This window comes from Aurantivibrio infirmus, assembly GCF_054767315.1.
On sequence record NZ_BAAFSK010000008.1, the window covers coordinates 81,338 to 105,951 of the forward strand.

At 42.6% G+C, this 24,614-nt stretch carries 21 protein-coding genes; 13 read left to right on the top strand and 8 right to left on the bottom strand.

The window, feature by feature from the left end; translation table 11 throughout:
* The first annotated feature begins 59 nt into the window (after positions 1-59).
* On the top strand, positions 60-1,364 hold the full coding sequence (locus ACYUCY_RS16910) for an ammonium transporter (protein WP_460227708.1): 1,305 nt from the start codon (positions 60-62) through the stop codon (positions 1,362-1,364).
* 82 nt (positions 1,365-1,446) lie between these two features.
* Here ACYUCY_RS16910 and ggt read toward each other — a convergent pair whose 3' ends face one another.
* Positions 1,447-3,153, bottom strand: coding sequence for a gamma-glutamyltransferase (gene ggt / locus ACYUCY_RS16915; RefSeq protein ID WP_460227709.1), 1,707 nt, complete (start codon positions 3,151-3,153; stop codon positions 1,447-1,449).
* A gap of 335 nt (positions 3,154-3,488) precedes the next feature.
* Between ggt and ACYUCY_RS16920 the strand changes: the two genes are divergently transcribed.
* The 4 genes from ACYUCY_RS16920 to ACYUCY_RS16935 all read left to right on the top strand — a co-directional run bounded on the left by ACYUCY_RS16920 (position 3,489) and on the right by ACYUCY_RS16935 (position 7,663).
* Positions 3,489-3,884, top strand: a complete 396-nt coding sequence (locus ACYUCY_RS16920) for a response regulator (RefSeq protein ID WP_460227710.1) — start codon at positions 3,489-3,491, stop codon at positions 3,882-3,884.
* Positions 3,885-4,172: 288 nt separating this feature from the next.
* Positions 4,173-4,421 carry an OadG family protein gene (locus ACYUCY_RS16925; RefSeq protein WP_460227711.1) on the top strand — a complete coding sequence of 83 codons (249 nt, stop codon included), beginning with the start codon at positions 4,173-4,175 and terminating at the stop codon, positions 4,419-4,421.
* A gap of 98 nt (positions 4,422-4,519) precedes the next feature.
* Entirely contained in the window at positions 4,520-6,307 is a 1,788-nt protein-coding gene (oadA, locus tag ACYUCY_RS16930) for a sodium-extruding oxaloacetate decarboxylase subunit alpha (RefSeq protein WP_460227712.1), read from the top strand.
* A gap of 45 nt (positions 6,308-6,352) precedes the next feature.
* Positions 6,353-7,663 carry a sodium ion-translocating decarboxylase subunit beta gene (locus ACYUCY_RS16935; protein ID WP_460227713.1) on the top strand — a complete coding sequence of 437 codons (1,311 nt, stop codon included), beginning with the start codon at positions 6,353-6,355 and terminating at the stop codon, positions 7,661-7,663.
* A 54-nt stretch (positions 7,664-7,717) separates the two neighbouring features.
* Here the strand turns inward: ACYUCY_RS16935 and ACYUCY_RS16940 are convergent, their stop codons facing one another.
* Positions 7,718-9,877 (bottom strand): FdhF/YdeP family oxidoreductase, encoded by a 2,160-nt coding sequence (locus ACYUCY_RS16940; protein ID WP_460227714.1) that lies wholly within the window; start codon positions 9,875-9,877, stop codon positions 7,718-7,720.
* Positions 9,878-10,050: 173 nt separating this feature from the next.
* Positions 10,051-10,824: a ferredoxin--NADP reductase gene (locus tag ACYUCY_RS16945; protein ID WP_460227715.1), complete on the bottom strand. Its 774-nt coding sequence runs from the start codon at positions 10,822-10,824 to the stop codon at positions 10,051-10,053.
* Positions 10,825-10,990: 166 nt separating this feature from the next.
* Here ACYUCY_RS16945 and ACYUCY_RS16950 point away from each other — a divergent pair, with 166 nt between their 5' ends.
* The 5 genes from ACYUCY_RS16950 (at position 10,991) to ACYUCY_RS16970 (ending at position 15,169) form a co-directional block, all read left to right on the top strand.
* Positions 10,991-11,884 carry a LysR substrate-binding domain-containing protein gene (locus tag ACYUCY_RS16950; protein WP_460227716.1) on the top strand — a complete coding sequence of 298 codons (894 nt, stop codon included), beginning with the start codon at positions 10,991-10,993 and terminating at the stop codon, positions 11,882-11,884.
* A 74-nt stretch (positions 11,885-11,958) separates the two neighbouring features.
* Positions 11,959-12,378 carry a copper resistance CopC family protein gene (locus ACYUCY_RS16955; protein ID WP_460227717.1) on the top strand — a complete coding sequence of 140 codons (420 nt, stop codon included), beginning with the start codon at positions 11,959-11,961 and terminating at the stop codon, positions 12,376-12,378.
* A 100-nt stretch (positions 12,379-12,478) separates the two neighbouring features.
* The gene (locus ACYUCY_RS16960; protein ID WP_460227718.1) at positions 12,479-14,335 is read left to right on the top strand and encodes a cation:proton antiporter; all 1,857 of its coding nucleotides are present in this window, start codon (positions 12,479-12,481) and stop codon (positions 14,333-14,335) included.
* A 21-nt stretch (positions 14,336-14,356) separates the two neighbouring features.
* A complete protein-coding gene (locus tag ACYUCY_RS16965; RefSeq protein WP_460227719.1) occupies positions 14,357-14,539 on the top strand; it encodes a CPXCG motif-containing cysteine-rich protein in 183 nt (60 codons plus the stop codon).
* A gap of 270 nt (positions 14,540-14,809) precedes the next feature.
* Positions 14,810-15,169: a hypothetical protein gene (locus tag ACYUCY_RS16970; protein ID WP_460227720.1), complete on the top strand. Its 360-nt coding sequence runs from the start codon at positions 14,810-14,812 to the stop codon at positions 15,167-15,169.
* 48 nt (positions 15,170-15,217) lie between these two features.
* On the opposite strand, the gene ACYUCY_RS16975 is transcribed toward ACYUCY_RS16970, so the two are convergent.
* From ACYUCY_RS16975 to cmoA, 3 genes are all read right to left on the bottom strand, one after another.
* Positions 15,218-15,886, bottom strand: a complete 669-nt coding sequence (locus tag ACYUCY_RS16975) for a hypothetical protein (RefSeq protein WP_460227721.1) — start codon at positions 15,884-15,886, stop codon at positions 15,218-15,220.
* Positions 15,887-16,301: 415 nt separating this feature from the next.
* Positions 16,302-17,297, bottom strand: a complete 996-nt coding sequence (cmoB, locus tag ACYUCY_RS16980; protein WP_460227722.1) for a tRNA 5-methoxyuridine(34)/uridine 5-oxyacetic acid(34) synthase CmoB — start codon at positions 17,295-17,297, stop codon at positions 16,302-16,304.
* On the bottom strand, positions 17,294-18,022 hold the full coding sequence (gene cmoA / locus ACYUCY_RS16985; RefSeq protein ID WP_460227723.1) for a carboxy-S-adenosyl-L-methionine synthase CmoA: 729 nt from the start codon (positions 18,020-18,022) through the stop codon (positions 17,294-17,296). The genes cmoB and cmoA overlap by 4 nt, the downstream gene beginning before the upstream one ends.
* Before the next feature lie 189 nt (positions 18,023-18,211).
* Here cmoA and ACYUCY_RS16990 point away from each other — a divergent pair, with 189 nt between their 5' ends.
* Positions 18,212-19,840: a response regulator gene (locus ACYUCY_RS16990; RefSeq protein WP_460227724.1), complete on the top strand. Its 1,629-nt coding sequence runs from the start codon at positions 18,212-18,214 to the stop codon at positions 19,838-19,840.
* A gap of 75 nt (positions 19,841-19,915) precedes the next feature.
* Positions 19,916-20,617, top strand: a complete 702-nt coding sequence (locus ACYUCY_RS16995) for a sensor histidine kinase (protein ID WP_460227725.1) — start codon at positions 19,916-19,918, stop codon at positions 20,615-20,617.
* Between the two features lie 118 nt (positions 20,618-20,735).
* Here the strand turns inward: ACYUCY_RS16995 and ACYUCY_RS17000 are convergent, their stop codons facing one another.
* Both ACYUCY_RS17000 and ACYUCY_RS17005 read right to left on the bottom strand, forming a co-directional pair.
* Positions 20,736-23,654: an insulinase family protein gene (locus ACYUCY_RS17000; RefSeq protein WP_460227726.1), complete on the bottom strand. Its 2,919-nt coding sequence runs from the start codon at positions 23,652-23,654 to the stop codon at positions 20,736-20,738.
* A 208-nt stretch (positions 23,655-23,862) separates the two neighbouring features.
* A complete protein-coding gene (locus ACYUCY_RS17005) occupies positions 23,863-24,207 on the bottom strand; it encodes a GIY-YIG nuclease family protein (RefSeq protein ID WP_460227727.1) in 345 nt (114 codons plus the stop codon).
* An 89-nt stretch (positions 24,208-24,296) separates the two neighbouring features.
* On the opposite strand from ACYUCY_RS17005, the gene ACYUCY_RS17010 reads away from it, so the two are divergent.
* Positions 24,297-24,614 (top strand): nucleotide pyrophosphohydrolase, encoded by a 318-nt coding sequence (locus ACYUCY_RS17010; protein ID WP_460227728.1) that lies wholly within the window; start codon positions 24,297-24,299, stop codon positions 24,612-24,614.

Sequence of the window (24,614 nt, forward strand, 5' to 3'; positions counted from 1 at the left end):
AGCAGCGTTCAAAAAACAATAAAAATGAGTATTTTTCAGATTGGCTTGGAGATCCCTGAATGAATAAAAAACCAATGAAATATATTGGGCTAGCGCCGTTGTTGGTCCTGTTTCCGTCGCTCGCTTTTGCGCAAGAATTAGATTCTGGTAACACCGCTTGGATCTTGACTGCGACGGCACTTGTTTTGTTTATGACCCTTCCCGGGCTTTCGCTTTTTTATGGCGGATTGGTTCGGCGAAAAAATGTGTTGTCGGTATTGATGCAATGTTTTGCCATAGCTTGTCTTGTTTCCATTCTATGGATAATCGGCGTGTACAGTTTGAGTTTTTCTGGCGGCGGAGCTTGGGTTGGGAATATGGCCAAAAGCTTTATGTCGGGAGTGGGTGAGGGTAGTTTGAATGGAGATATTCCAGAGTCATTGTTTTCCATGTTTCAGCTCACTTTTGCAATTATTACACCCGCATTGATCGTAGGTGCTTTTGCTGAGCGCATGAAGTTTTCTTCTTTATTATTATTCAGTGCCCTTTGGGTCGTTTTAGTCTATGCACCTATTTGTCATTGGGTTTGGGGCGGTGGTTGGCTTGGTGAAAAAGGTGTGATGGATTTTGCTGGCGGAATTGTTGTTCACATTACGGCTGGTGTTGCGGCGCTAGTGTGTGCCTTGGTGATCGGTAATCGCGAAGGCTTCCCTAACACGGCGATGCCTCCTCATAACATGACCATGGCGGTTACCGGCGCAGGAATGTTATGGGTTGGTTGGTTTGGGTTTAATGCTGGTAGTGCTTTAGCTGCAAATGGTGATGCGGCAATGGCAATGTTGGTGACACATATTTCGGCGGCGGCAGGGTCGCTCTCTTGGATCTTAATGGAGAAAATTAAATTTGGTAAGCCCAGTGTCTTGGGTATCGTAACCGGAATGGTTGCGGGTTTAGGAACGATAACGCCCTGTTCGGGTTTTGTTGGACCCGCCGGGGCACTAGTCATTGGTTTATCAGCTGGTGTTATTTGTTTCTTTGCGACACAGTTTATTAAAAGAAAATTAATTATTGATGATTCCTTAGATGTTTTTCCGGTACATGGCGTGGGTGGAATTCTAGGTAGTTTGCTTGTCGCGGTATTTGCTTCAACAGAAATCGGTATCTTTAGCGGCCAAGGGTTTTTAGATGATGGCATTACCAGTATTGGCCAGCAATTTGGTGTTCAGGCGATTGCTGTTGTTACGACCATTGTATACACGGCAGTTGTGACATTTATTATTTTAAAAGTCACGGGCTTTGTCACCAGCGGAATTCGCGTGACCAAAGAAGAAGAAACGCAAGGTTTGGATATTACATTGCATGAAGAGTCAGGTTATAACTTGTAATAAATAATCAATTACTTGTTTAAAAAAAGGGAGCAGTTGCTCCCTTTTTATTATTTCGCGTTACAGTAAAAAATCAAAAACCTTAATAGGCGATCGCTCCGCCTTCATTTCTCGGATCTTTTGTACCACTTATTACTTTGTTTTCTGCGTCATACATAATGCTATTGGCATCGCCAATGCCGCCTCTGAAGCGTCCGTTTATGCCGATATGCCCCATTTTTTCAAGCGCTTCTTTTGCATCCGAAGAAATTGCAGAAGGCCCGTGTAAAATAGCGTCGGGCATCCATTGGTGGTGAAAACGCGGTGCGGCAACGGCATCAGCGACGTTCATGTCGTGATCAATTGCATTGATAATAACTTGGAATACGGTTGTGATTATTGTTGAGCCACCCGGTGATCCAGTTACCAAAAAGGGTTTGTCATTTTTGGTTACGATTGTCGGAGACATGGAGCTCAGCATTCTTTTTCCTGGCTCAATAGCATTTGCACTTTTTCCAAGTAAACCAAATTGATTTGCTTCGTTTTCTTTTGAAGAAAAGTCATCCATTTCGTTGTTCAATAAAATTCCAGTACCTTCAGCAACAATTTTATTTCCGTAACTACTATTTAAGGTTGTGGTTAAGGCAACGGCATTACCTTTGCCGTCCATGACGGAAAAGTGAGTTGTTTGTGGGCTTTCTTCGGGGAGGCTACCAGCGCCAATTTCTGTACTTAAGCTCGCCTTGTTGGGATCAAAATCTTGGAATCTTGTTTTCGCATATTCTTTTGAAGTCAGCATCGCGAGTGGCACATTGTAAAAGTCAGGATCACCAAGATGTTGGGCGCGGTCGGCGTAAGCGCGACGTTCTGCTTCGACCATTAAGTGAATTGTTTCCGCGCTTCCCCAGCCCATTTTTTTAATGTCGTAAGGTTCGAGAAAATTTAACATCTGAACGATGAGGGCGCCTGAAGAGGGCGGAGCCATGCTCCACACTTCATACCCTCTGTACGTACCTTGGACGGGTTCACGCCACACCGATTTGTAATCCTGCAAATCTTTTTCAGTAATTATGCCGGCACCGCGATTCATTTCAGCAACAATTTTTCTCGCGACATCGCCACTATAAAAACCATCTCGTCCGTGGTCGTCAATTGCGCGTAGAGTTTTAGCTAGATCGGGTTGCTTCCAAATGTCTCCAGCATCATATGCTTTGCCATCTTTCGAAAATTTTGCGAGTGAGCCGGGGTAATCACCCATGGAACTCAATACCCTTGAAAATTGACTCGCCAAATCAACATCTAAGGGAAAACCTTTTTCGGCGAGTTCTATTGCTGGCGCCAATACTTGATGACGATCCATTGTTCCATAAGTGTTAAGCAACAATAACAAACCATCGACACTGCCAGGAACCCCCGTCGCTTTTCGAGTTCGTGTAGAAAGTCCGCGAATAATATTGCGGTCTTCATCTAAATACATGTCGCGATGCGCTGCCGCCGGTGCTCGTTCTCGACTATCCAACGTGACGACTTTTCCATTCGCTAGATGTACAACGGCGAATCCACCACCGCCTACGTTCCCAGCAGAAGGATAGGTAACGGCCAGTGCAAATCCAGTAGCGACTGCAGCATCAATTGCGTTTCCACCTTGTTTAAGTATATCGATTCCAACCTGTGAGGCTATTTCCGAGCGGGAAGTAACAACGCCATTTTTGCCGGACGCTATGCTGCCAGTAAAAGGTTTCTCAGTTTGTGTAAATCCAACGCAAGAAAAGCTTACTAAAAAAAAGGTTATCAATATTTGTCGCAGCATCTTTTAATCTCACAGGTTCAAAAAAATCAAGGGGTTAATTGAGCGCTAAAGTCTAGCATGGAATTTATTAAATCGATTCAGCAGGCCTATTGATTGAATCAGAACCTAGTTGTAACACGCTATGACGCCCGCTTAGTTCGTGGATCTGACTTTGTCTCCCAAAAGCTAGAAAGATTCCTTTTGATGAGCATTAACTGTAGCGCCGAGAACTAACAATTGTGACTAAAATTCTGTATGGAGTGCCAAATAGTAGCGAATTCACATTCCGCGGGCTATGCTTTGCCCAATGTTATTAATACGGTAACGAGTACGAAACTGCGTAAATTGGTATAAATATGCGACGAATTTTGGTGATTGATGACGAAGAGTTACTTAGAGAAAACCTCGCTGCTTATTTGGAGGATGACGGTTACCAAGTGCTCACGACGGGGTCGGCAGAATCTGGATTGGTTAAATTGTCAGCTTTTAACCCCGATTTAGTTCTAGTGGATTTACGTCTGGGCGGTGTCGATGGAGAGCGTTTTGTTAAAACTGCCTTGGGATTAAAGCCTGGGACGAAGTTTATTATTCATACAGGCTCCCAAGAATATCGAGTTTCTGAGATGCTTGAGAACCTGGGGATCTCGGCAGGCAATGTACTATACAAACCGATTACCGATCTTGGAATCTTGGCTGATAAAATAAGCGAGTTACTTCACTCTCCTGGGCCTTCGTTACGGTATTCTCAGTAACGTTTCCTTACTAAATTCTACATTGAAGCATCGTCCCTATGGTTGCCAGTTTAGTGCAATCCAGTTACATTAACGGCCATAACTACTAGGGTATTGGGCATTTTAGGCACTCTGTTGTCGATCGAGTTATAAATCTTCTGATTTATCTTTAAATTGTCGTGCGGTTTAAACCTGCGTGATAATGTCCGCTTTTATAATTAGTCAACTGTATTAAACCGAGACTGGCGAACTTGCTTGCATATGATCTTGTCTTGGTTTGGCGATTACTGAAATTGGAGCCTTTTTAATATGAGTAACGATTTGCTTTCCGAAGGCCTCAATTTGATGTTGTTGGGTATGGGTACGGTATTCGTGTTTTTGGCGATGCTAATTATTATGATGTCATTTATGTCGGCGTCGATACAAAAATACTTTCCTGACTTAGCTGCGCCCACTGAGACTTTAGCGGCGACTACTGAAACTTCTAGCGACATACCTGATGAAAAAACATTGGCTATTATTAAATTGGCTATTGAACAACATCGAAACCGTTCTTAAAAAACTAAATCCATAAAACTCAAAAAATATTGATTCGTACTAGTCGATTTAATTAAGTAATTTTGTGATACGAATATATTCTGCAAAGGCATTTTATTATGACCGAAACAAAAAAATCACTTGGTATCACCGACGTAGTTTTGCGTGATGCACACCAATCTCTTTTTGCTACCCGCATGCGACTTGATGACATGCTTCCGATTGCAGAAAAATTGGATCAGGTAGGTTTTTGGTCTCTTGAGACATGGGGTGGAGCTACCTTCGATGCATGCATTCGATACCTTGGAGAAGATCCCTGGCATCGAATTCGAGAGCTAAAAAAAGCGATGCCTAACACGCCCATGCAAATGTTATTTCGCGGGCAAAATATATTAGGTTATCGTCATTATGCCGATGACGTAGTAGAAAAATTCGTCGAAAGGGCAGCGGTAAATGGTGTTGACGTTTTTCGTGTGTTTGATGCGATGAATGACATGCGAAATATTAAGACAGCCTTAGCAGCAGTTAAAAAAGTAGGTAAGCACGCGCAAGGAACAATTTCTTACACCTTAAGTCCTGTGCACACGATTGATGCTTGGGTAGAGCAGGGCAAAGTGATCGAAGACATGGGGGCGGACTCCATCGCTATTAAAGACATGGCGGGTTTGTTGCGTCCTTACGATGGTTTTGAATTAGTGTCGCGATTAAAGGCAGCGTGTGATATTCCAATTCACATGCAGTGTCACGCAACAACCGGTTTATCGACCGCGACTTATTTAAAATGCATCGAGGCGGGGATTGATAATGTTGATACCGCTATCTCTTCAATGTCGATGACTTACGGTCATAGCCCAACCGAAACAATAGTGGCGGCATTACAGGGTACTGAGCGTGACACCGGTTTAAACATCGAATTATTAGAGTCTATCGCAGCTTACTTTAGAGAAGTACGAAAAAAATACGCAAAATTTGAAGGTTCATTGCGAGGAACAGACTCGCGCATTTTAGTCGCTCAAGTTCCTGGCGGTATGTTGACCAACATGGAAAACCAATTAAAAGAACAAGGAGCCGGGGATCGTCTCGACGAAGTGCTGTCAGAAATTCCTATCGTCAGAAAAGATTTAGGGTTCATTCCTTTGGTGACGCCGACCTCGCAGATTGTTGGAACGCAATCTGTCATTAATGTCTTGTCTGGAGAGCGTTACAAATCTATTACCAAAGAAACCGCAGCGGTCCTTAAAGGTGAATACGGTTTAACACCCGCTCCGGTCAATAAAGAACTTCAAGATAGAGTGTTGGAAGGTGGTGAAGCGATAACGTGCCGACCCGCAGACCTTATTGAAGACGAAATGGATACCTTAACTAACGAGTTGGTATCAAAAGCAAAAGAGGACAACATAGAATTATCCTCTGGTGAAAATCAAATAGACGATGTATTAACTTACGCTTTGTTTCAACAAATCGGTTTAAAATTTCTTAAAAATCGAAACAACCCTTCTGCATTTGAACCTGTACCTTCAGGGAATGAGCGTGCAGTGGTTAAGAATGAAGAAGGTGAAGAAATTTACACGGTTAACCTTGACGGTAAAAGTTATACCGTCACGGTTAATGAAGGCGGTGATTTAACAGGTATTGTGAGCTTGTCAGGTTCTGGAGAACCGACGAGCACACCTTCTGGTCAGTCTTCGACACACGCGCAAGCAGTTCCCGCTCCCCTGGCGGGCAATATTATTAAAATTTTGGTTAAGACTGGCCAAACCGTAGCTGCCGGTGAGCGCCTGATAGTTCTCGAAGCGATGAAAATGGAAACAGATGTTTGCGCCTCTAATGCCGGTGTTATTCGATCCATTAACGTTCGTGAGGGTGACTCGGTCGCGGTTGGGGATTTGTTATTAGCGATTGAATAATTAAATTTATTCAATTTTTTTTGTACTTAATTTAGGAACTGTCGAATGACAGATAATTTACTGCAATTGTGGCATGACACCGGCTTGTATCAAGTAAGCGGTGGCCAGTTAGCCATGATAGTCATTGGTTTAGCCTTGCTGTTTTTAGCGATTCGTAAAAATTTTGAACCTCTTTTACTCGTTCCAATCGGCTTTGGTGGCATCCTCGCCAATATTCCTGGTGCAGGCCTCGGTTATTCAGCGCTTGAAAACGCGTTGTTGAGTGGCGACTTGGACATCCAGGTCGCGATTGCTACAAGCTTAGGTTTTATGAACTCTGAAGCGCCGAAAGTGTTGCTTGATGCGATTCACACTGCAGACCCTAGTATCCAAGCATCTATACAACATTTAGTTGAAGCGGCAGGGTATTCCGATGGAATGCTCTACACATTTTATACCGCTGCTATTGCAAGCGGTGTCGCACCACTTGTCATCTTTATGGGTGTTGGGGCGATGACTGATTTTGGGCCGCTATTGGCGAACCCTAAAACGTTATTTTTAGGTGCCGCTGCACAGTTTGGAATTTTCGCAACGGTATTAGGTGCGGTAGGTTTATCTGCGGCAGGGATAATGGATTTTTCAATTGCTGACGCCGCAGCAATCGGTATTATCGGCGGTGCTGATGGCCCAACGGCGATTTATGTATCGAGTATTTTGGCGCCGGATTTGTTGGGAGCTATTGCAGTTGCCGCTTATTCATATATGGCTCTGGTTCCTCTCATTCAGCCACCCATCATGAAATTACTCACCACAGAAAAAGAAAGAAAAATAACAATGGTTCAGTTACGAACCGTAGCGAAGCGAGAGAAAATTGTATTCCCGCTTTTATTGTTAATATTAGTCGCATTGTTGTTACCTGCCGCCGCACCTTTGTTAGGTATGTTTTGCTTCGGTAATTTGATGAAAGAATGTGGCGTTGTTGAACGATTGAGTAGCACAGCGCAAAACGCCTTGATAAATATTACAACTATTTTTCTCGGTCTTTCGGTAGGTTCGAAATTAGCTGCAGATAAGTTTTTAGACCCAAAAACAATTGGAATTTTAGTTCTCGGTGTTGTCGCTTTCGCAATTGGTACAGCAATGGGTGTACTGATGGCGAAGTTAATGAATGTGTTGAGCAAACAAAAAATTAACCCTCTCATTGGTTCTGCGGGTGTATCAGCAGTTCCGATGGCGGCAAGGGTTTCGAATAAGATTGGTTTGGAATCTAATCCGCAAAATTTCTTGTTGATGCATGCGATGGGTCCAAACGTTGCGGGTGTAATTGGTTCTGCCGTTGCAGCCGGCGTAATGATTTCGATGGTTGCTGGGTCATAGCAAATCTTCGTAAGTTTATTGTTTGGCTAGCGAATATTGCTTGTGTTAAAAACCCTAAGCGATTTGGATGTCTACAGCTAAAGCTTTGAAAGCGGGAGTCTGACTTTTGCTATCAACCTCTCGCGACGTTAACACGTTTGCTTCCGGGTAGTAGGTCATTACGTTACCGCGACGAATATCGAAAGGCTTGATCGTCAGATTATTTAGTTGTCCTGTTTTACTTCGTAAATTTACTTTTTGATTTTTTCTAAAACCAAATTCAATCATGTCTTCGGGATTCATCATTAGTACATCTCTTGATGTTTGTCCCCGATAGACATCCTGCTCATCATAAATAATAGAGTTAAATTGCCCTTCGCTGCGCACAGTAGTTAATCGAAATTCAGTATTCTCCCTGTTAGGTAGTGAGTTGAATTTGAAAACTGCTTTGCCATTCGTTGTTGGAAAGACAGGTTGGTGAAGTGTGCGACCTTCGATGTGAAACTCTTCCTTGCTAGCGTCTATATTCGAGAGCTGTCTGAAACCTGGCACAATGTCGCCGACAAATTGTCGTATTGAATGATGGCTTGAGAATATCGAAAAATCAAAAATACTTTTACTTATTAGCTTTTCTCCGATTTCACGAATCAAATCGACTTCTGAACGCAGTTGTGGAAATCGTTTTATGCCGCCGTCACTCATGCGAACAAAATTAAACATGGATTCTTGAGTAGTTGATTGAGTTTCTTCGTCGCGAACTTTAATCGGAAGAATGACAACTTCATCATTTACTCCGTTTAAATGGCTTTGATTGAGCGTAGAGCTAAGGAAGCACTTAAAAGGAATGTTACCTAAGGCTTTGGTAGCGAAATCAGTGTCGGGGTTGGCGGCGAGTAAATTCCCACCAAGAATGAAAGCCAAATCCATTTCATTCTTCGCACTGGCGAGCATGCAGCTCATGGTGTCTTTCCCGAGGCTCCTGGGCAGCATGCTGCCGAGTTTCGCTTCTAGCTTTTTTTCTATCGCTGTTTTTAATTGCGGAGTAAAGCCCATTGAGCCCATGCCTTGAATGTTGCTGTGCCCGCGAAGCGGCAATAAACCAGCACCAGGTTTTCCAATCATTGCACGTAACAGTGCTAAGGACGCGATTGCTTCGATATTGCTTACGCCGTGAAGATGATGCGTCAATCCCATGCTCCAACTAAACACTACGTGTTTAGCCTGACAGTAGAGTTGGGCTATTTTTTCTATTTCTTCAAAGCTTACGCCGGAGTTCGAAATTATTTCTTGCCAGGGTAGCCCTGTAATATTTGTAGTGTATTCACTGAAACCATCGGTGCAGTTTTGAATAAATTCTTGATCATGGTGATTGTTCTCTATTATCCATTTGGCGATGCCTTGTATTAAAGCCAAATCGCCACCTAGGTGCGGTTGAATATAGGTCGATGCAATTTCTTCACCGCCTTTTAGCATGGATAATAAATCACTGGGTGATGCAAACTTAACTAAACCCGGTTCTTTGGCGGGGTTGACGATGATGACCTTTCCACCTCGGCGTCGACATTGAATTAATGTTTTCAAGTATCGCGGATGATTTGACGCGGGGTTTGCACCAAAGACAAAAATACAATCGGCTTTATTTAAATCGTCGTATTGAATCGTGGCGGTACCGGTGCCAATGGTTGAGTGTAAACCGACACCAGATGCCTGGTGACAGTAGTAAGAACAATTGTTGATATTGTTTGTGCCGTAGAGCCTTGCAAGTAGTTGCAGAGTAAATGCCGCTTCGTTGGAGGAGCGCCCAGAAGCGTAAAAAAAACTGCGATCGGGTTCAGTTTGTTTTAAGCGCGTTACGATTTTATCGAGTGCGTCTTCGTAAGATATCGGAGAGTAATGCTGTTGGTTTTGCTTTTTGTAAAGAGGGGTTGCGAGCCTACCCAAATCTTCGAGTTTTTTGCCGCTCAATTGACTAAGTTCGTGAATCGATTTTTCAAAGAATAAAGTATTGGCTATTCCTTCGCGGATGTCGCTGAGGTGTGCTTGAATATTTTTGTTACAAAATTCGATACCCTTGTTACTTTCGTTTCGAATTCCACCATTCTGCCCTCCAGTACCAAAAGAGCAGGCTTTACAAGCGTTCTTAGACTTCAAGGTTTCTAAGAGCTTCAGCGGGCCGATCTTTAATGAGTAGCGGGCAACACTCTTAACCGCCTTAAAACCACCGCCAATCGCCATTGCTCAATTCCTCGAACTAAAAAGTTTGGAGTTGTTGTTGGCATGCAAAACAGGCCAATCTGCAAGCGATGATAAGCGATAGGGATCAAGAACGAAACAATGGAAAGGCAAATGGAATCTATAAGAAAAATCGCACCCTGGCTAATGATAGACAGAGTGTGATGAGTCAGATTTTATTTTTCGACGAATGCGCGTTCGATTACATAGTGCCCGGCGATTCCTTGGCGTGTTTCTTTAAACCCTCTTTCGTCGAGAATCGCGCAGGTGTCTTTGAGCATCGCTGGGCTGCCACAAATCATAAAGCGGTCATCATTCAAATTGGGGCGCGGGAGCTCAATATCGCTAAATAGTTTTCCGGTTTTTATCAGGTCGGTTAAGCGACCTGTGTTTTGAAAAGCTTCGCGGGTAACCGTCGGATAGTAAATAAGTTTGTTCCTAATCACGTCACCGAAGTATTCGTTGTTTGGCAGTTCGGTACAGATGATATCTGCATAAGCGAGCTCATCAATTTCCCGTACTCCGTGTACCAAAACAACCTTATCAAAATTTTCATAAATCTCTGGGTCTTTAATAATGCTGATAAATGGCGCTAAACCCGTTCCGGTGCTGAGTAGGTAGAGGTGTTTGCCCGGCAATAGATTATCGAGAATTAAGGTGCCAGTAGGTTTGTTGTTGACCAAAACTGAATCGCCCACTTTCAAATGCTGCAATTTGGAGGTTAGTGGGCCGTTTTCAACTTTAATACTGAAGAACTCGAGTTCCTCCTCATAATTGGCGCTAGCAATACTGTAGGCTCGAAGTAGGGGTTTATTTTCATCTCGCAGACCAATCATAGTGAAGTGACCATTTTTGAAGCGAAAGCTAGGATCTCTTGTCGTCGTAAAGCTGAATAGGTTTTCGTTCCAGTGGTGAACGCTGGTGACGGTTTCTTCTCTCAATTGGCTCATTTTTCGACTCGTGGTAATAAATAAAAGATTGCAGAACTATACCCCCAAGTATTAATATCGGTAAAATGGATAATTTAGATTATTATATTCGGAATAACCGATAACCCGTGATAACAGGTCTGAATGATAGCCTTTGTGCGTTCTCAATCTATAGGAGGGCATCGTCATGAGATACACTCTGCGGCAACTCGAAATATTCTTAGCAACCGCGCAGCAAGAAAACCTGACAAAGGCGGCGGAAAGCTTAGCGATGTCGCAAAGTGCGGCCAGTGGTGCACTTAAAGAGCTTGAATCGCAGTTTGATCTCAGCTTGTTTGACCGTGTAGGTAAACGCCTGCAATTGAATGATGTTGGTCGCTCCTTACAGGCAAAGGCAGAAGCTTTAGTGGAGCGAGCACAGGAGCTAGAGAATTTACTGGCGAATAAATCCAATTCGATATCCCTCAAACTCGGTGCCACGCTCAGTATTGGTAACTATTTAACGGTGCCAATGATAAGACAGTTCTTGGACGACAACCCAGATGCGAGGGTAAATGTCGAGGTCGCCAATACAGAGACCATTGCTCATAAAATTGCGCATTTTGAACTTGATGTTGGTTTGATCGAAGGTGAAATAAACAATCCGGATTTGGAAGTGAGTCCGTGGTTGAGAGATGAACTGTGTGTCTTTTGTTCGCCTTCCCATCCGATTGCAAAGAAGAAGACGATCACCGACGATGATTTACTAGAGGCTTCTTGGGTATTACGGGAGTCAGGGTCAGGTACCAGGCAAACCTTTAATCGTGCAATGCACGATTTACTACCAAAATTGAATGTTTTATTGGAGCTACAGCACACAGAGGCAATTCAGCGAGCTGTTGAACAAGGGCTTGGTATTGGCTGTCTTTCGAAAATCACTTTAAAAGATGCGTTTGAGCGAGGTAGTTTGATTCCTATTACAGTTAAGAACCGAGATTTTAAACGTTGGCTATATATAATAATTCATAAACGAAAATATAAGAGCGAAGGTATTAAGCAGTGGCTCGCACTCTGCGCTGATCAGGAGTTGCTGGATTTTTAAAGGAGAGTGTGATTCCATCATTCACAATCTAAAAATAATGACAATTGACTGAGAATAAATAGGAGAGGTACGAGATGAAGTATTATTCATCGTTTATCAGCAAAATATTTTTTTCATTAATACTGTCCGTTAGTTTTCTACAAATTGCGTGTAGTAAGGCTGAGGAACAAAAGGTAGTTGAAGAAAGTAGCCCAGTATATTTACGTTCCGAACCAGCGGCAGGTGAAGTTTTAGAGCGTCACCCGCGAACACTACGAGTTTACCTAAGTGCTTTGCCTGATATTGAGAAAAGCAGTTTGACTTTGACAGGCGAAAATGGCGAAGTATCCCTGAGCCGTTTTCACACGATGGGAGCAGATGACTTAATGATTGAAATAGATGATCACCCGTTACCAAATGGAAATTATTCGGTCAGCTGGTCCGCTGTCATCGAAGGCGATAACAGTGTTCATTCTGGGGGTTTTGCATTTACAGTTGCAGTACCCGAGGAGTAAATCCGCTGAGTTTAATAATATAAGTATAAAGATATTGTGACTAAGAGTTGAAAAGGGCCGTTTTAAAAAACGGAATATTTTAGTTTTACAGAGTTTTGTTATGTCTGAATCTACAATGATGACTATCGCCGTCATCGGAATCGTTGCTTTTGGCTGTCAATGGTTAGCTTGGCGGGTCAAGTTGCCAGCCATTTTGTTTCTTTTGGCGTCGGGAATTATATTGGGGCCAACTACTCAGTTACTGCACCCCGATTTATTATTTGGTGACCTGTTGTTTCCTTTAATCTCGCTTTCAGTAGCGGTTATTTTATTTGAAGGGAGTTTAACGTTAAATTTCGAAGAAATAAGAACTCAACGTAAAGTTGTCTGGCGCTTGGTAGTTGTGGGAGCGGCGATTACTTGGTGTGTGGTAGCGGTAGCGGCACATTATTTATTTGATCTACGCTGGGGTTTAAGTATTTTATTTGGTGCGCTCACCGTTGTAACGGGGCCAACGGTAATTGTTCCTATGCTAAGGACGGTTAGACCAAATTCTTCAATTGCAAATATTTTGCGTTGGGAAGGTATTTTAATAGACCCAATAGGCGCTTTGTTGGTCGTTGTTGTTTACGAAGTTATCGTCGCCCAAAGTAACGCCGCAGGTTTTTTACACGGTAGTCTGGCGTTTTTTGAAGTTGTTGGCGTTGGCGTCTTGCTTGGCATATTAGGGGGCTGGTTTTTAAGCGTTATTTTACGAAATCGCTGGATTCCAGAATACTTACAAAATTTAGCGACCTTATCTCTGGTTTTTTCTGTATTTAGTTTTTCGGATTATTTGGCCCATGAATCAGGACTGTTGGCGGTGACGCTAATGGGAATGTGGTTGGCTAACCAAAAAGATTTGCATATCGATGAAATTCTTAATTTTAAAGAAAATTTGACCGTTGTTTTAATTTCCGGATTATTTATTTTATTAGCTGCCAGATTAACGTTCGATGATATTTTGGTTTTGGGCGTAGCGCCGTTAATCCTATTATTGATTATGCAATTTATCGCTAGGCCGCTTTCGGTAATTGCTTCAACATTTGGTTCGTCATTAAAGTGGCAAGAGAAAGCTTTGCTCTCCTGGATAGCTCCTCGCGGAATTGTAGCAGCGGCGGTGTCGGCCCTGTTTGCAATTCGATTGGAAAAAGCGGGTGAAGAACAGGCAGCGATTTTAGTACCTTTAACATTCATCGTTATTATTGGAACCGTTGTTCTTCAAAGCGCAACGTCACGTAGTTTGGCTAAGGCCTTGAAAGTAGCGGAACCTTCACCTAAGGGATTTTTGATCGTTGGCGCTAACCCTGTCGCGCGAGCAATCGGCGCGGCGCTGATGAAAAATGGTTTTCGTGTGTTGTTAACGGATTCAAGTTGGGAAAATATTCGTGCGGCGAGAATGGAAGGTTTAGAAACTTTTTATGGAAACCCAGTATCGGAATATGCGGATCAACATCTGGATTTGGTTGGAATCGGCAAGCTTCTAGCATTGTCACCTCGCCACCCCTTGAATGTAATGGCGGGAATGCGGTACCGAAGTGAATTTGGTTTGCAAAATATTTACACATTAGCAGTTTCAAATTCGGCAAGCAGTGCGGTCGAGGAACGGCATCAGGCTGCAAGCGAACACAGGGGTTATACACTTTTTGACAAGGAGCTGACTTTTAGTAAATTCGCAAGCTTGTTAAGTAAAGATGTGGAGATCCGCACGACGAAGTTGTCTGAAGAGTTTTCTTTTTCACAACTATTGGAAAACGCGGACGATTTGTTGATTCCTCTCTTCGCAATCGGTCCAAATGGTTGGATTCAAATTTTTGTCGAAAATGGAGAATTTGTTCCTGGACCCGGCTGGAGCGTGATTAGCCTTTGTAGTCTAAAAGAAAAACGTACGCCGGAACCTAAAAATAATCCTAATGATGAAAATGCCGAGGCTGTGTAATTCGGTCAAGTCAGGTTTCTATTGAACATTGTTGAAGAAAAATCTATCCAGTGTCCTTCATGTGGCGAGCAAATATCGTTGTTGGTCGATTGTTCTCAAGGGGATCACAGTTATACAGAAGATTGTGAAGTATGTTGTCGGCCGCTCGTGGTCACGGTTCATCTAGATGGCGAGCTAATTAATCTCGATGTTATTACAGAATAATACCGACAGTTTTGTGATAAGTAATAGCTAAATTCAGTTGGCAATTCCACTCTGCTTATCAGATGTTAAAAATTTCTCTGTAAAATTGTAGGAAGGGTTAATTCTCCGTAAGTGATAGCACTTCTTTCTGATGCACCATTCGCATCTTTTTCAAATTAACTTTTTCTGTCTTGTTGCTCTAATTGTTATCCAGTATAAATCTCAGCTCGGAGCGGCTCGCGCGAAAGCGTGGAGGCGTAGGGATGAAGTCGAGCAAATGAGAGCATGTATATGTTTGAGTTTTTATTTCGGAAAAGGGGAAGCAAAAGGACCTTAGGAAGTATCAAACGCGCACCCAAGAAAAATGATTCTTCAGTGAGTCCCTATCAAGCAGTGCGTATCCATGCTAGGCGAGATTCTTGTGAAGCGGCTCGTTCTTTAGCCGGCCAAGCGTTCTTGTGTGCTCAGGCGCCGATGATACCTTTGCCAGATTGTCAGCAGAGCGTGCGATGCCGCTGTGTCTATGAGCATATTCCAGATCGTCGCAGAGACGCCCGGAGAGATTCGGATGTTGGGTTGATGGGCCAACGGGTCGACGTCGACCGTCGAACTCGACGGGATCGGAGGCAAGAAGAGTTATTGAGTCTGTAAAACAGTATCTGCTGTTTCGCAGTGATAGCGCGGGCAGGGTTGCCTTGCCTAAACGTTAAATTTTTTCTCAAGTTCAGTCTGGGCTTGTTCTTCTTTTAGTTCTGTATCAATAAACGACTGTGCGTATTTGATGATCTCCTCGCTGACACCATTTCTTCGAAAATGGGCGTTAATTGTGAGATTAGACATCCCATCCTTTAACTTCTTTTCCCAGATCGAGGCTACTTCGAGTAGCTTCATCAAGGCTTTCCAGCGTTTTTCATCTTCTTCACTGGGCAGGTTTTCCAAGCCAAGCATTAAGCCGTGAATATAGTTGAGGGTCCACTCAGGAGGCTGGAGATCATTTTCTTTACAGAATTTAATAGCATCTCGGATAGCGCATGGATTATTGGCATATTTGGCAATCCGGCCTTTGGTACCAAAATATCCAGCGTAGAGTAGTTTAAGTGTTAATAGTTTTGATTCAATGTGACGATCGCGTTCGTGATCGATCAAACCCTTAAGCCAGCCCAATCCAGTCGAGAGCTCCTTTAAGCGCTTATACTCTTTTTTATCGCTAAGGAGTTCAGTCTTAACCGCTTCGTGGATAAATTCTAGGGGCGGAGCGTCATCAGTCATTGATTGCGGCTCTTCACTCTCTAACTCGGTCTTGGATTCGGTATCTTCTTTTTGTTGGCTTGGCTCTTGCGGCCAATCTTTCATTTCTTTTGCTAACATTTTTGTCGCTCTCCGCCACATCATTTGCGCGCATTGAGGTCAATAATCCTCTTCGCCGCGTTTGAATCGTCGTGATTCAAAATAAATGGGTGTTGAAACTAACAATCCACCCAAAAAGGATCACACAAAACTACTCCGCCAAGTTAGATGAACTTGTGAACAATGGCAGATAATCCATTGTAGAGTAACGATATTTTTACGTTTAAAGTCGTAGGGCAGTCACTTGTGGTTCGATCTTCCTATTCCCCCAGACGCTGGCGCGGCCATATAGATCGCGAAGATCAGCACAAGTTGCCGTTGATAATACACATACTTTGCGGAAAAGCCGAACAAAAAATGAGTAAAGATAAGGTTATGTTTAGGAATTGCGAATGAGTTACTTGACGTTCCAGTCAGAATTAAGAGTGGAATACTTTCACTCTACTTCTGCGAGAATAATTCCCCTCACCGGTGCAGGGTGACCTTCGCAGGTTAGCCGCGTATTGTCAGGGTCTAAAAAATCACTTAAGGAATGAAAATGCATCCAATCAGTTTTTCTTTGTTCTTTTGTTGAAGTTTGATTGATGTCGACAATACGTGGATTCTTAAACCCCAATTTTTTTAACCAGCTGACAAGTGTCAGGGCGCTGGGAATAAACCACACATTGTTCATCATTGCGTAGCGTTTTTCTGGAACAAGGATTTCACCAAGCTCACCTTCAATTACCAAAGTTTCCAGTATTAATTGACCCCCAGGTTTGAGTAAAGATTTCAGTTGTTTTAAATGATCAATCGGGGATGGGCGATGATAAAGAACACCCATCGAAAAAACGCTGTCAAAAACCGGCATTGGCAAGCTTAAATCGTCAAGTGTTGCAGGGATTACATCAATTGGAGGGATAGAGTTCTTCCGCGGGTAATTAGTAACAAAGTGTTTTGTTGCGAGAAATTGCAGAACGAATCGGGGTGAGGGGTCGACGCCAATCACGCGAGAGGCCCCTTCACCTAGCATGCGCCAGCAGTGGTAGCCGTTTCCACAGCCAACATCGAGCACTAATTTCCCTGTCAAATCATTAATATGAGGTTTTAGCCTTTGCCATTTCCAATCCGATCGCCATTCAGAATCAATATGCGTTCCGTGAATGTCGATGGGTCCTTTTCGCCAAGGAATCAGATCTTGTAGAAGTTTACGAATTTCATCTTTTAGATTTACATCCGTTTCTTCATCGCTCCCTATTCGTACTTGCGTTCGAAAATCATAAGAATCACTGTTGACGGCGGGAAGGTTTTCTAAAACGTTCCGCCAGGCGGGAAGGTCGCCAAAACGCTGAGGGTTCAAGCCGTTGGCGACAATATTTTCTAGCTGCTTACCCCAGCTGAGTAACTCGCTTTCTAATAAATATTTTTGTAGCGATTGAAAATATTTGATCATGATTTGATGGCGATCAGCGAACAAAAATTTAAGCATTGAAACCAGACATCGCTGCTAGCGAAGCCTGCGTTTTTAAAACGGTTGATATGATCTGAAATTGATTCAGGAATCAATACGTTTTCTATAGCACTTCTCTTTTGTGCTATTTCTAAATCAGAATACCCGTTCGATTTTTTAAAATTATGATGTAAATCTGTCATCAATGATTGGTGTTCTTTATCGGTAAAACAAATTTTTTCTGAAAGAATTAAAATTCCGTTTGGTCTTAAACCAGAGTAAATTTTCTGAATCAGAGCGCTTCGTTGATTCAGTGGGATAAATTGTAATGTAAAATTTAATACCACGACGGAAGCGTTGTTAATTTCACACGCACTAATATCATCGCAGCGAAACTCCAAAGACTGTGAGGGAGGAATTATTTCCCCGCAGCGCTTAATCATTTCAGGTGAATTGTCGATCGCAATTATTTTTACTTGCTTGGCGTCAATCGCCTCATACATAGACAGTGTTGAGGCGCCTAACGAGCATCCCAGATCATAGCAATGACTGTTTTCTTGGGCATATCTTCCCGCGATTTCGCCAATCATTTTAACGATGGCTTCATATCCTGGTACAGACCGGGAAATCATATCGGGAAATACATCGACTACAGATTGATCAAATTTGAAGCCGCTGATGCTCGACAGAGGGGAGGAGAATAGGGTGTCTACAGATTTATGACTCACAAGCACTCACTGTCATTTCAAAACATGGTTGGGGGGCGGATTTTAGTCGCTGTTAAGCGGTAGGTAAACAAGCGCTAGACGATTAATCTGCAGTCATGATCGATTCCATAGTCTATGCTGATTAGATCGAAGCCAAAAAATCGTTAATGAATAATTGTCGTAAAATCAATAGGTTAAGGAAAGTGGTCGATGTCGTATAGGAATTATCACAAGTTGAAGGCACTGGTGATAGATGACTTTGATAACTTCCGAAAAACTTTGATGAAAATGTTGGAAAGTTTTGGGGTTAAAGAAATACTTTCCTCTGTTTCTGGTCCCGACACCATACAACTTTGTCGAGAAAACGATTTTGATCTTATATTGTGTGACTACAATCTTGGAAATGGTCAGAATGGCCAGCAAATACTGGAAGAGCTACGTTACCGCAAAATACTCAGTAGGAAAACGCTGTTCCTAATCGTATCCGCAGAGTCCAGTCGTTCTATCATTATGGCCGCATATGATTACGAGCCGGATTCCTATCTCACCAAACCCATAAGCGGTCGTTCCTTACAGCAACGTTTAGATCACTTGTTAAAGCAACGCGACATCATGTTGCCAATCTACAAAGCTATCGACAAGAATGAAAATAACTTTGCGATTTCCCAGCTTAATAAGCAGATATTGGCGAACAATAGATCTAGTTCGCTTTGCCAGAAAGTACTTGGAGAGTTGTATTTGAGTAACGGCGAGTGGGATTTAGCTAGCGTTGTGTACAAGGAGGTTCTGGAAGAACGCGAGTTAGAGTGGGCAAGAGTAGGGATGGCGAGGGTTATGTCAGCTAAAAATGACAGTGAAACCGCAAAGCAAATATTAAAAGATGTTCTCGAAAAAAATCCTTTTTGTATGCAAGCCTATGATGTTCTCGCAGAAATTTATTCATCTAGAGATGAGTTCGAAGCATTGGAAGGCGTGTTGCGAGATGCGGTAACTCAATCGCCAATAGCAATCCTTCGTCAAGAGAGACTTGCCAATGTCGCACAGGAAATTAATGATATTGAAACTGCAGTGTTGGCTTTTAGACAAACGGTAAAGCTGGGTAATCACTCGTGCCATAACAAGGTAGAGAACCATCTTAATTTTGGCCGTGTTGCGTCAAGTTTGGTTTCGCAGAATAAGAATGTAGATGAATCGATCCCACAAGAGGCCTTCCAAACGCTAAAAAATATTGGAAAAATATTTAAATTAGACGATGCGAAATCTTTACAAGCGCTTCTCGTGAAAACGCAATTGTTTGCCTCTACAGGCAATAAAAATGCGGCCGATGAACTGTTAGAAAGCGCACGCGAAAGTTTGGATAACGCTGCACTGTCCGACGATGTTGACACTCACCTTGATCTGGTTGCTGCGCTACGAGCGACTGGGCAACACGAAAATGCAAGTGCACTTCTGGAAAAGCTCGTTAAAAAATATAAAGACAATCAATCCGCGCTTCAAAAAATCGACCATTATTTAGATGAACCGGTTAGCGACCGAAATGTCGCCAAGGTGGGCGCAATAAACAAAGAAGGTATTGGACACTATGAGCAACGGCGTTTTTCCGAAGCGGTGGATTGTTTTGCTAGTGCCGAGAGAATGTTTCCTAGGCACGTTGGTATTAAATTAAATTTTGTGCAGGCGATAGAAGGTTCGTTAAATAGCGGTGTTGAAAGTGATTCTCTACTAAAAAATGCTCAAGATGCATTGTTGAAAGTGAAAAAGTATATCTCAAATGAACATAGCGAATACTCTAGATTTTTACAGTTACAGGAAATGCTAAAAGCGAGAAGTGTGAGTTAACGCCGGTATTTTATTAAACCAGTGATTAATAGGAAAGCGGCTAATTTTTCATAAAGCTTAATAAAGGAAGTTATTGTGTTAGGTGATAAGAAAACTAATTTGAGTGATGATTTTAGTTTAATCTTGGCGAGTAGTGTTCACGACATGAAAAATTCGGTGGGAATGTTGTTGGCGTCCCTGGAAGAGTTTATCTCGGAGTCCTCTGGTTACAATCTAGATCAGAAACGTCAGCTCAGTGTACTTCAGTATGAGTCCTCCCGTATTAGCAGTGAACTCATACAGCTGTTATCGATTTATCGAATGCAGGGTGATCGTTTACCGGTAAATTTAGATAAGCACTATGTAATTGACATGCTCAGCGAACAGGTTGCGCGCAACGATATGTTGTTTCATACGCAAAATATTACTGTCGATATCGATTGTAGTGATGATTGTTATTGGTATTACGATGAGAGCCTGGTGGCTGGTGTGATTCACAATGTGCTAGTAAATTGTGCCAGATACACCCGAAGTAAAATTGATATCAGTGTTCAAGTTCAAGACGACTATCTAGAAATCAAAGTATCTGACGATGGCAGTGGTTTTCCCGCGGCGATGTTGTCAGAACCTGAAAAGTTTTGCAAGCCAATCAATTTCACTACTGGCGGTACTGACCTGGGTTTGTTTTTTGCTTACAAAGTGGCATCCTTACATCAAAAAAAATCACTTAAAGGTTATATCTCTCTAGAAAATGGCGGCCCTTTGGGTGGCGGGCGATTCAGTTTGTTTCTACCCTGATACGTTCAATCGCTACAACAGTTAAAAAAGCAAATATTTTTCTTTTCGTCAAAAAAAATCTATCAAAAATTTTTCAGGTCGAAAACTTTGCGTCTCGACGGCTTTACCTCTCAAAAAATTAAAGTTTAACCACCTCAAGGTTTATTTTTTCTGCTAATTCCTGATTGTTTTTGTTGGTAATTACGACAACGTTCTCATTCTCGGTTTTTAAGTATTTTTCGCCAACTCGTTGTAGATCTTTCGCGCTGACTTTAAGTATTTCGCTTCTGAATGCTTTACGTTTGGCGAAGCTTCTACCGTTCAGTTCTGCATGAAAAGCCTTTTTAGCTTCACCCGCGGGACTTGCGGGTTTGTCGATACTACTAATTACGCCTAAAATTGCTTCCTCAACTGCCTGCCACTGGTGTTCTGTTGATAGCAACCAGTCGAGAGACCTATCAAAATCATTGAGTGTCTCCTCGAGTCTAGGGTCTCGATAAGAAAAAAACTTGAATGCACCGCAATTGCTATCTTGTTGCGCGCCAGATCCATATGCGCCGCCTCGTTCTCGAATTGCACCATGCAAATAACCGTTGCGTAGGAACCCACCAAGAACACTCAAGGGAGCCGCATCAACATGTGTCATTGAAACGGTAGGAAATGCTTTTGCGCAGAAGTTGACTTGCGTGCCTGTAACCCATACTTGCTTAGTAATATTTTGCGGTGCGAAGGGCAGTACTAGACTATCTGAATTGCCGAGCCTTGCGGCTTTAACATCGTCTAATTTTCCCCAGGTTTTAATTAAATTATCGACTTGACTGCTCAAATTGGGTTTGTCAGCGATAAGCAAGAATTGAAGTTCTTGTCTGCAGATCTTGTTATGGAGGAGTTGTAAGCGTTCGCAAAATAATTTGAGTTGCTCTAGGTTTTTCAAAGAATCGTCGAGAGTCTTAATAGATTGGATACCGGCAAGGCCAGATAAATTATGACTTAATTGGTTCGATGGTGTTAGACCAGCGACGGCTGCCGCCATAGCAAGACCGTGGCCATTTCCGGTAACGCTTTGCTCTTTGCGCGCGCGCACTTGAGAAATCAATTCTTTAATACGATTGGTTTCGTCGAATCGTACGGAATAGATAGTCTCTGCGATGAGCTCGGTCATCGCTTGATGATTGCTACTTAATGCTTTTGCGGAAACGATGAAGTGGCCGAGGGATTCTTGAACGTCGTCGGCTTGAGAACGAATAGAAGAAAACGAATTGAGTGAACCAACAATTTGCGATTGGCGACGTTGTGCCCCGAGATAATCTGTCGAGCTATTCCCCAATTCGGTTAAGCAAATACTGTAAAGCGGTAACAAATTTAATTCTTCAAGTGTTAATTCGGGAAGATTAAATATAGCTTGTTGATAAGTTAAGCCGTTGGTTCCCGCGCCATAACTTGTGCCCACAATCTGTTTTTCAGAAAATTTAGTGCCGGTTATTTGCCGAATATTTTCTGGGATGTCTTCGAGCCCCACCTTCGGGAGGATGGAGTCATCATCAACTTGAGTTTGCCGCAAACCGAGTTCAGCAGTTTTTTCTACTATTGATAACTGTTCTTCTGCATTAAGCTTTTGTTTAATGTTTGCTAATCGTGTTTTTTCGGCAAGTAATTTTCTCTCAGAAATGGATGGGTCAGGAATAAAGGTTAGGCGAACACGGTGTTGATTTTCTAATAAGAGTTCGTTAACAAGCGTTTTTATAAAGTTTGGATCTTTAATCTCTTCGCGTAAGTGTTTTAATACTGGGTCTATGTCTATGAGCGCAATTGGATCTCCGTAATGCGTCGCAGCAGTTAGACCTGTCATTAACAATTGAAGGCCATAGGGGTAGCTATCGCCACCTATTTCACGCTGCTGTAATTCTAACTGGTGTAACGAGGCCTCGATATCTTCTGCTGGCACTCCATCTTTCGCAATTTTTTCTAAAGTGCTTATTATTAACTTTTCCACTGCGTCCTGGTGTTCAGCATCGCTGCCTTCAAGGCCGCAGGCAAAAACTAATTCATATTGAGAGTCGTCGAGGCCGCAAAGAGGTGAGGGCGCGGTACCTAGCTTTGTGGTTTCTAGGGCGTGTTGTAGTGGAGACGCGCTATTGTCAAACAGAACGCCTGCTAGCAATTGCGCTTTCATGCTGGCTGCTAAATCAGTACTTTTCCCAAGAAGCCAGCCCATGACTATGTGAGTTTTTCCTAAAATTGCTTCAAGAGCCGAGCCTTCAGCGTTTAGTTGATCCTCGTCATAGGCGTAAGACTCTTGAACTCGGATCGGAGCGTGGTAACGCTTCTCCTCAGGAACAGATATTTTTTCAGGACTTTTTTCGAATCGATTCAACACTTGAGACTGAAATCGGTTTTGTAAATCTGCCGCGGGGATGTTGCCAAAAGTCATGAAAATTGCGTTGCTAGGATGGTAGTGAGTTTTATAAAAATGGACTAATTCTTCGTAGCTTAAATCCGTAATTGACTCTGGGTCACCACCGCTGTTGAAATGGTAGGTCGTGGTGGGATATAGATATTTACATAATGTCTGCCAAAGCTGAGCCGGCACCGAGCTCATAGCGCCTTTCATTTCATTGAAAACAACGCCTTTGTAAAGTAAAGGGGATTCAGTATCGTCTTTGGTTTCAAACTCAATTCGGTGTCCTTCTTGAGAAAAATCTAAAGGGTCGATTCGAGAGAAAAATACGGCGTCCAAATAAACGTCGAGAAGATTGTCAAAGTCCTTTCTGTTTTGACTCGCAAATGGGTACGCTGTCCAATCCGAGCTGGTCATGGCATTCATAAAGGTGTTTAGCGAACGCCTTATCATCATAAAGAAAGGGTCGCGAACAGGATATTTTTCGCTACCGCACAAGACCGTGTGTTCCAACATATGTGCCACGCCGGTAGAATCTTCGGGTACCGTTCGTAGCGCGACTAAGAATACATTCTCATCATTGTCTGCGGCGATATGAATATGAGCGGCGCCAGTAATGGTATGTTCATATTCCTCGATTTTGATATTCAACGACGGCATTTCATGCGTTCGTATTAGCCTAAAAGTTGGCGATGCTTCAGATGTATTTTTAGACTGGCTTGACTTTACTACCTTGTCGCTCGTTGAGGTCATTGAATATATCGTTCCTGTTGAAGATTATTTTGCCAATGGCAGGGGAATAAAAGTTGCTCGCTATTGTACTCGTTTGCTAATTTGATTCACAGACTTCCTCGGGGGATCAAAAAAATTAGCTTGCTGAGGTGTCCGAAAAATAAAGGGGAGATTGAAGCCGAATTAGGCTTAATTTTTGACTTCTGTCGAGTTTTTTGATTTCCGCTTCTCGGATGCTGGCGGTACTGCGATTGAATCCTCTCTCTACTAGAACTAAGGCTTCAGCTTTGTCACTTCTAAAAAACTTGGCACCCTTGCTATTGCTATTTTGATGCTCAGATAGGCGCCGCTGTACGTCTGTGGTGATACCAGTATATAGTCTTCCTTTTTTTGTACGAAGGATGTATACAAACCATTTCGCAATATCATTCAATTGCGCTTGGCTTGAAACATTATCTTGGCTTTTTGTGGATGATTGCATTGCGTTTTTTAGGTGCTTAGAAATTAAATGCGTTTTCTATATAGTGCTAGATAAAATTAGACTAATTTTTCGTACCATCGAGGCTGCCAGTGACAAAGGAACAAATTCTTCAGAGCTTTTATAAAATTGCCGATGCCAAAGATTGGCATTCCAATCACTCGACCAAAAATCTAGCGTCGGCGATTTCAGTTGAGGCAGCCGAGCTCTTAGCATTATTTATGTGGGATGATACACCAAAGCAGATAAGCCAGAAACATAAAGAGAGAATTTCCGAAGAAATCTCAGACATCTATATTTATCTTTTAGTGTTGGCCGATAAGTTAGATATTGATTTTGATAAATCCATTGAAGATAAGGTTAAGAAAAACACGTTTCGTTTTTTGGGCAAATACGAGCAGGATTTATAA